Annotated in this window: 4 protein-coding genes; all 4 read right to left on the bottom strand. The window is 52.1% G+C overall.

Translation table 11 applies throughout. The annotated features are described in order from the left end of the window. The coding region (locus FJ146_19520) for a hypothetical protein (GenBank protein ID MBM4254160.1) at nucleotides 1-340 on the bottom strand (340 nt) is incomplete at its 3' end. A gap of 199 nt (nucleotides 341-539) precedes the next feature. Further along, nucleotides 540-1805, bottom strand: a complete 1266-nt coding sequence (locus FJ146_19515) for an extracellular solute-binding protein (protein MBM4254159.1) — start codon at nucleotides 1803-1805, stop codon at nucleotides 540-542. 87 nt (nucleotides 1806-1892) lie between these two features. Further along, on the bottom strand, nucleotides 1893-2108 hold the full coding sequence (locus tag FJ146_19510) for a hypothetical protein (GenBank protein ID MBM4254158.1): 216 nt from the start codon (nucleotides 2106-2108) through the stop codon (nucleotides 1893-1895). 109 nt (nucleotides 2109-2217) lie between these two features. After that, on the bottom strand, nucleotides 2218-4461 hold the full coding sequence (locus tag FJ146_19505) for a hypothetical protein (GenBank protein MBM4254157.1): 2244 nt from the start codon (nucleotides 4459-4461) through the stop codon (nucleotides 2218-2220). Between the last annotated feature and the right edge of the window lie 418 nt (nucleotides 4462-4879).

Here is a 4879-nt window from a genome sequence, read left to right as displayed (position 1 = left end):
TAAAGACGGGTTCCGTACCGTCGCGGAAGATGTCCTGCACCTGCGACGCCATAAACGGGAAGTATATCGAGAACACGCCCTGATTAAGGATGATCGAAGTAAACGAAAAACTCTGCCCTAGCTGCGTGCCATCAAACTCAGCCGTCCAAAAAGTGGCGACCATGTCGACCGCTCCCTCTTTAGGCGCGCCAAAAGTCTCTGTCAGCCGTCCCGAGTAGGTCATCGGCAGACTGCCGAGGCTCTGTGCTGAGGCATGGGGTGAGGAAGCTGTCGCCATCGCCCAGCACACGCCTAGGCGCATGACAAAACAAGCAACAGTTTTGCGTCTCAACCCGGTCATGCCGAGGCCTCCGCGAGGGGGGGGGAAGAGCAGGCCATCTCCTGCTCACCTACACGCTTCAATCCCAGCTTCGGCATGCCTAAGGGCTAACTTGAGGACTTTTTTGGAGCACTCAAGCGGCTATAAAATCACCAATATTTACAGACGCATGGCACCAAGCGGCCAACCTATTTTGCGGTGGTTTCAGTCTGTGCTTATCTCACTCCGGTGTCTTCACAAAGACTCTCTGCCTCACCTTTTCTAATTCAGTCAACACGGCAGGCAATTTGCGCGGATCATCCATAAATGCGGCAAATTGATCTAACGCCGGAGCGCTCATCGCAGCAACAGTATCGCGATCGAAATAATGTGCGAAGTCTTTTGCCTCTGCCACTAGCTTAGCTCCTGCGGCGGCCAGGGGATTCTGTGCATCGCGACTGAGCTTATTTGCCGGAATCATTGCCGTAACCTCGTTAATCTCTGCCTGAACCTCAGGGTCGGCCATGTAATCAACGAAGAGCTTAGCCTCACGCTGATGACGCGATTTGGCTGCAATGACCACGACATCCAAAGGTACATCCTCAAAGAGCGGCATATTTGGAAGGATCGTCGGAAACCGAAAAAACCCAAGCTCCGGCATAATAGGCGCCGGCACCGCAGGGAGAACAAAGTTACCAAGAAGAATCATCCCAGCTTTACGCCGGTAAACACTCGGCAATGCAAACTGCCAATCATGTTGCGGATGATTGATACTGAAATATCCGCGGTCTATGAGCTGACGCCAGTAGCCAAAAACCTCGGCAACGCGAGGGTCCTTATAAGAAGCGATGCCATGCATCAGTTCTTTATGAAACGCGATGCCGTTGAGGCGCAAATTTAGGTAATCGAACCACCCAGCCAGGACCCACCTCACCTTTGATCCGAGAGCGATTGGCGTGATGTTATGAGCCTTTAGGGTGTCGCATACGGCAAGAAAATCCGACCAGGTTGCAGGGGGTGTGATACCTAATTCCGTAAATGTTGACTTATGATAGTAAAAGCCCCACTGATAAACCGAAAGCGGCAAGCCATAAACCTGGCCCCTAATTTTTACTGCATTTACAAGTCCCGGCTTCATTTGGCTCTGCCAAGGCGTAGCATCGATACTAGCTATTAGCCCCTGATTAACGAAATTTTCTAGTTTAGCCCCGGCAAACGTAAAATAAACGTCGGCAGGTCCGGACTCGAGAGTTAACCATCCGGGAAGTTGCTCTTTGTACTCCTCGGCGGCGCGCACTGTCTTAGCAATTTTGATGTCAGGGTGACGATTAGCAAAACGTCTGATGATCCCGTCATAGGCTGATCGCTGCATTCCCGATGAAATCATCAGAGCAATATTAAGTTGCTTTGCTTCAGCCGCTTGAACTTGCAAAGGAACACCGAAACCGATCACCAAGGAAAGGCACGCTTTAAGGCACAACAACCTGGCGCTATGAAGTTTAGTCATAGCTAAATCGTCACTCTTTATCAGAGAGGTGTCAATGACCTCCTGACCCGGTGATCTTAATTAAGACCATTCAGACTAGAGAACCACTCAGCGCATGATCGGGTTATCAAACATGCGCGCAGTCCGCTGTTGGCGCTCTAACATAATGACGTTATGTGCCTCTATACAGTCAGGCGTATTGATCAGCAAACCATCCGCCGTGTGACAGGCAGCAAGGTGGTCACTTGGCTCATTGAGGGTAGCGCACCCTGATACTAAGGCGGCTAGGAAAATCATTGGGGGGAGGGAACGGAAAAACTTCATGATGTTTACCTCCGTCAGCACTCACTCCCTAATTGTCAGGCTATCGTCCCGCTGAGTCAAGCTGGCGCGGTGACAAAGCGCTAGCTTGACCAGCCAGTCAAATAACGGATCAGCGCGACCTTGTGGTCACAGTGGCAACTAAACCTGCTGCCGTGTTGCCTGCCTTGTCCGTGGCACATAGGCGGAACCGGTAAGTGGTACCTCTACGGAGTCCATTGATAGCAGCACGACCAGCAGTCGTGATTGGAACCACGATTCCCGAAGAGCAAGCGGAAGCCGGGACTGTGAAGTACCCTCTGGTATAAACAAGTTTATAAGATGCAACCCCGGAAACACTGTCGGTAGCATTGCTCCATGTAAGACTGATCGAGGACGTCGTGGTAGAGCTACTCAACCTGCCCATCAACGGTGCTACCGAATCGAAAGTAATGGCATCCGAAACTGGAGCGCTCATAGCATTGCCCACCGCATCTTTAAACCAGACATTAACCGTGTGAGCACCCTGGGTATTTGCTAAAGTGAACTGACGTGTGTCTTTAAAGGCTTCCCACGTCGTGCAGGTCGCAGCCTCGGAAACACACATTTCGCTCACGCCACTAGCATCACTGGCGGTAAGCTTGAGCGTGACGCTTAGGGTTCTAGTGTAGAGGGCGTTGCTATTGACGACGACCGAGCCAGTAGGAGCTGCACTATCGCTCGACTGTAAAAAGCTTACATCCTTAGTTTCGTCATCGGTGGTTATGGTTAGATTGCCGGTGCGGGTTCCGGATTCTGGATGGCTAAGCAGCGACACACGGATGGTTTGGGGGCCAGTACCACTCTCTGAGCCGCTAGCTATTTGCAACCAATCGCTGTCGGAAGCGGCAGTCCATGCACAGGCAGAACCTGTACTGAGAGTGACACTATAAGTCCCACCGCCGGCACTTGCACTGACTGTGGTGGGGTTTACAGTTATTTGGCATGTACTTTGCGCCAACGCTGCAGTGAGATCAATGCGAGGCTTGGTTATACCACTGCGGTCGTCTTTTACCATTTTCCCAGTAGCGATGAGTCGCGCCTCGAGATCATTGACAGAATCTTCTTGAAATTTCGATCGAAGAATCGCTAATGACGCTGCCGCATGCGGCGTCGCCTGCGAAGTACCGCTCATGGTGACGCCAGCGGCAGTGATAGACACACCTGGCGCGAGTAACTTGAGAAAACTCGGTACGTTGGCAAAACACACGACCTTATCGGCCGCCGTGGTTGCATCAGAGCAATCCCCCCAGCTAGCCGATCCATAGTTGCCATCATAAACTGCACCGACTGATACCGCCGCAGGCGCACAGCCAGGAGCTGACATCGAGTCAGTATGCCCCTCGTTACCACTTGCAACAGCCGCGAGAACACCAGCATCGCGTGCATCTTGGAGAGCGACCGCCATCGGGTTCGAATCACAAGTGCGGTAGTAGCGACCGCCACCAATACTGAGGTTCATCGCGGCGATAGAGTAAGTATCTTTATTCGCGATAACCCAGTTGATCGCATCAACGATCGTGCTGGTATAAGCATAGTCGCCATCGAAGATGTCGAGCGACAAGATCTTGGTACCAGGCGCTAAATCGGCGACGATTCCCGCAACGTTGGTACCGTGGCGTATGGCATCGTCAGGAGTATTGTCTTCGACATCAAAATCACGGGCAAAGCTCACGCGGCACTTGTCGGCTGGTAGTCCTGGTCCCGTGCACGAGCCAAAAGTCGCCTGTGTATAGTCGACCCCAGAATCGAGAATGGCCACAGAGGTACCACGCCCGTCAGCCCCACTGGCAACAGCTCCAGGCTGACCAATCAGGGGAAAGCTTTGTAAGTCGGATCTCTTAATTTTAGCGTCACGCATCACCCGCACTACGCGGTCACTCCGTCTTAGGACATCGAGAGCAGCCTGTGAATTGATCCGCACTTTAAGTATCGGTAGATGCTCGTAATCCCTGTCTACCGTTAGGTCATTCACACCCAATGCACCGAGTAGTGTCTTTTTACTTTTTCCGTAGGCTATGGCGCGCTCGAGGATCTCAGTACGCTTAAGCCCCCGTTTAAGTTCTGTCCTGCCTAAGGCTTCAAAAGCATCACGCAGGACTATAATGACGCGCTCCTCGTCACCTAGGAGTGAAAAGGAAGTCACTTCTTCGCTATCGAGCGACGGCGCTTGCAGCTCAGGCAGGACCTGAGCAATCGCCTGGTTTTTCACGTCAGCCAGACCTGACTGCGGCCCTCTGGCGCACGCAGCACTAAGGAGCGGAAGGCCGGAACCGGCAAGGACAGACCAGAATTTGACACTTAGGCCAAGGGAACGAACGGACAGCAACTTTCGCATCAGACAGAAATCCCCATAATGTGGCGGTCAGACGGGTTGACCGTGGGGCCCTCTCTGCAAATACGAGGCTAAGGGCTAAGACCCTGAAAGCACGCTCGGATTGCCATCATCTGACTGTAAACCAGTTGTGATGGTGTCAAGGGAATCGTCACAAACTGATCCATTTAACTGTTGGTGAGAGATACATAAGTCATCGTGCGCAAGGCTCATGTCACTTCTCTGTGCGGATGAGTTGAAGCATAACTCGCTCTTCAAAGTAGGGAGAGAGAATTGTGCCTTCCAAGACCGCATTACGTCCAGCTTGTCCCATTTGTCCCAAAGATTATCGCTCGGTAATCAAATATGGATTTTTTAAACGCGAAACGGGGCATATGCCACGGATTCAGCGTTATCGCTGCAAACTTTGCCGCTCTGCATT

This window comes from Deltaproteobacteria bacterium (assembly GCA_016874735.1).
GTDB lineage: Bacteria > Bdellovibrionota_B > Oligoflexia > Oligoflexales > CAIYRB01 > CAIYRB01.
The sequence above is the reverse complement of the archived record's forward strand: the minus strand, read 5'-3'. Positions and strand labels throughout refer to the sequence as shown.